2 protein-coding genes and 1 pseudogene are annotated in these 2,598 nt (G+C 72.9%); all 3 read right to left on the bottom strand.

The annotated features are described in order from the left end of the window. Positions 1-353 (bottom strand): annotated as a pseudogene (locus B9S61_RS04460) (hypothetical protein); the annotation flags it as partial. 109 nt (positions 354-462) lie between these two features. Further along, positions 463-969, bottom strand: a complete 507-nt coding sequence (locus B9S61_RS04465; protein WP_103541023.1) for a hypothetical protein — start codon at positions 967-969, stop codon at positions 463-465. Positions 970-1,092: 123 nt separating this feature from the next. Next, positions 1,093-2,598, bottom strand: a 1,506-nt coding sequence (locus B9S61_RS04470) for a glycoside hydrolase family 20 protein (protein WP_103541024.1), incomplete at its 5' end; no start/stop codon positions are given.

A 2,598-nucleotide genomic window follows, 5' to 3' on the forward strand; every position in this document is an offset into this window, starting at 1 on the left:
GGGCCGTCCAGCAGCCGGTGGATGCGCAGCGCGGCGAGGGAGCAGGAGTCGGCCCACGCCCCGAGACCGGCGGCGGACCGCTCCGCGGGGGCGGTGGCGAGCATCCGGTGCGCGAGCGCCACGGACTCCTCCGCCTGCTCCGCGCCGCCGGCCGCCATGTCCAGCTTGCCGCGCGTCTCCTCCAGCCGTTCGGTCCAGTCGCCGGCGGCCGCGTCCTCCGCGAGGCTCCCCCACAGGGGCCGCAGCACCTCGTCGTCGCCGCCCAGCAAGGGCACGCACCGATCCAAACAAGCCAAGCCGCTCACGGCCAGTCCGCGTTCGTCGGCCTGCGCGATCAGGTCCACCAGGCTCATCCACGCCTCCCCTTGCGGGTCGTCACAGGCCCCCCGGTGAGGCCCTGCACGGGTCTCATGCCCTAGGAAGCCCGCATTTCCCCTTACTGCGTGCGACGGGCCCGGAGTGTCACTCGGGCACCACTCCGAGTCGGCCGAGGAGACGGAAGAAGAGGTTTTCGGCCAGGGGGTCGGGGTCGGCGGTGAGCACGTCGGTCAGCTCCCCGGCGGACACCGTGTGCCCCGCCTCCTCGGCCCAGAAGACGGCACGCTCGGCGGCGTCGGCGGGTTCCAGGAAGTAGTCGTCGACCGTGAGTCCCTCCCGCTGCCCGTCGAGGTACCCGGCCATCGCGGCCCGCGCCAGGCAGGTCGTCCACGCCCCGCTCTCGGGTGACGCCGCCTCCACCACCACGCAGTCGCTGTCCATGACGTATCCGAACAGGGCGGGCGCCCCGGTCTCCCGGGCCAGGTCGTTCATGTTCCCGACGTCGCCCTCGCCGCCCGGGTACTCCCACACCTGCCAGCCGCCCGGTGCCGAGGTGCGCAGGGTCAGGCCCCCGGCCGCACCGGCCAGCGCGTCCAGTTCGGCGAGCGGCCGCTCCCCACGGCCCACGACGAAGTACCCCCAGTAGCCCATGTTCTGGTGTTCTCCCCGGTGCGTCGGTTCGGATCAGCAGAACACCACCACAGTCGCACGGGGGTTCGCAGGCAATTCCGGCAATCCGTCACACCGGGTACGCGCGTGCGCGGACGGGACGGGTCAGCCCAGCTCGCCCGCCAGGGCCCGGAACTCCGTCCACGACAGCGCGGGGGCGCCCGGGTCCCACAACTTCTGCACGGTCGCCCGCAGGGGCATGCGGATGCCCGCCGCGACCTGGTCCTGGGTCTGGGAGCGGGGCAGGTCTCCCCAGACGGCGAGGGAGCCGCCGAGGATCTGGTCGTCGTACCGCTCCGGGACGGGGGTGGTGCCGCGCAGCACGAGCGGCGTCCACTGCTCGTAGATCCGCTCCCCCGTCGGGTAGACGAAGGTCTGCGGCTCGCCGAGGACGTAGTAGAGGAACTCGTCGTTGTAGTTGACGACCTCGCGGCCCTCGCCCAGGTACGCGGCCGGCTCACGGGCGCCGATCTCCTTGCCGGTCCAGTAGGCCACCTGGATGTCCTCCGCGGCCCGCACCGAACCGCCCCTGAAGAAGCCGTCGTTCCAGGCGCGGGGCGTGCGGTCGTGGGCGCGCACCGTCTCGGCCCGGTCGTTCAGCCAGCCGGTCGTCAGGTCCTCCACGGTCGCGCCGGCGCCGTACTTCTTCCGCGCGGCGGCGGCCAGGCCCGGGAAGGACGCCTCGGGGTCGGAGACCACGAGGGCCTGGTACTCGTCGGCGCCCAGGTGCCACTGCCCGCCGGGGAAGAGTCCGGCGTACTCGTCCAGCAGGTCGTCGACGATCTCGGCGGACTCCGGCTCGGAGATGTCGATCGCGCCGCGCACGGTGCCGCCGCCCGCGTCGCGCAACTGGAGGTCGGGGTGGGCGGCGATGACCGCGCCGAGGTGCCCGGGCGAGTCGATCTCGGGGACGACGGTGATGTGCCGGCTGGCCGCGAGGTCGACGATCCTCCTCACCTGCGCCTTGGTCAGGTGCTGCGCGGAGACGATCTCCGGATGCGAGTCGGACTCGATACGGAAGCCCTGGTCGTCGGAGAAGTGCAGGCCGAACTCGTTGTACTTCAGGTCGCCGAGTTCCCGTATCCGGTCCTCTATCCACTCGGCGCTGTAGTGCTTGCGCGCGATGTCCAGCATCAGTCCGCGCCGGGGCTTGGCCGGTTCGTCGCGCACCACGCCCTCGGGGGCGCTGCCGGCCCCCTCGATCTCCTGCTTGAGGGTGCGGGTGCCGTAGAAGACGCCCGCCTCGGCCGGCGCGGTCACGGTCACCCGTCCGTCCCGCACGGTCATCGTGTACGACTCCGGGTTCGCGCCGGAGTCGCGGTTCAGCTCGAGGCGCAGGTCCCCGTCGCGCTCGTCGTCCTTCTCGCCCGCGTACGTCAGCCCGAGCTCCCCGGCTGTCAGCCGGCCCTCGTCGGCGAGCGCCGGATCGGCCACGACCACCCGGTGGGTGGGCGCCGGACGCCAGCCCGGCCCCCGCTCCGCCGTGTGGTCGCGGACGGCGGGTATGGTGCGCGGCGCCTTCGACAGGGGGTAGGAGCGAGTGGGGCTCGGACTCGGGCTCCGCGCGGCGGACGCCTCCGTGGAGTCCGCGGACGATCCGTCGCCGCCCGA

It is taken from the genome of Streptomyces sp. SM1, assembly GCF_002910825.1.
Classification (GTDB): Bacteria; Actinomycetota; Actinomycetes; order Streptomycetales; family Streptomycetaceae; genus Streptomyces; species Streptomyces okerensis.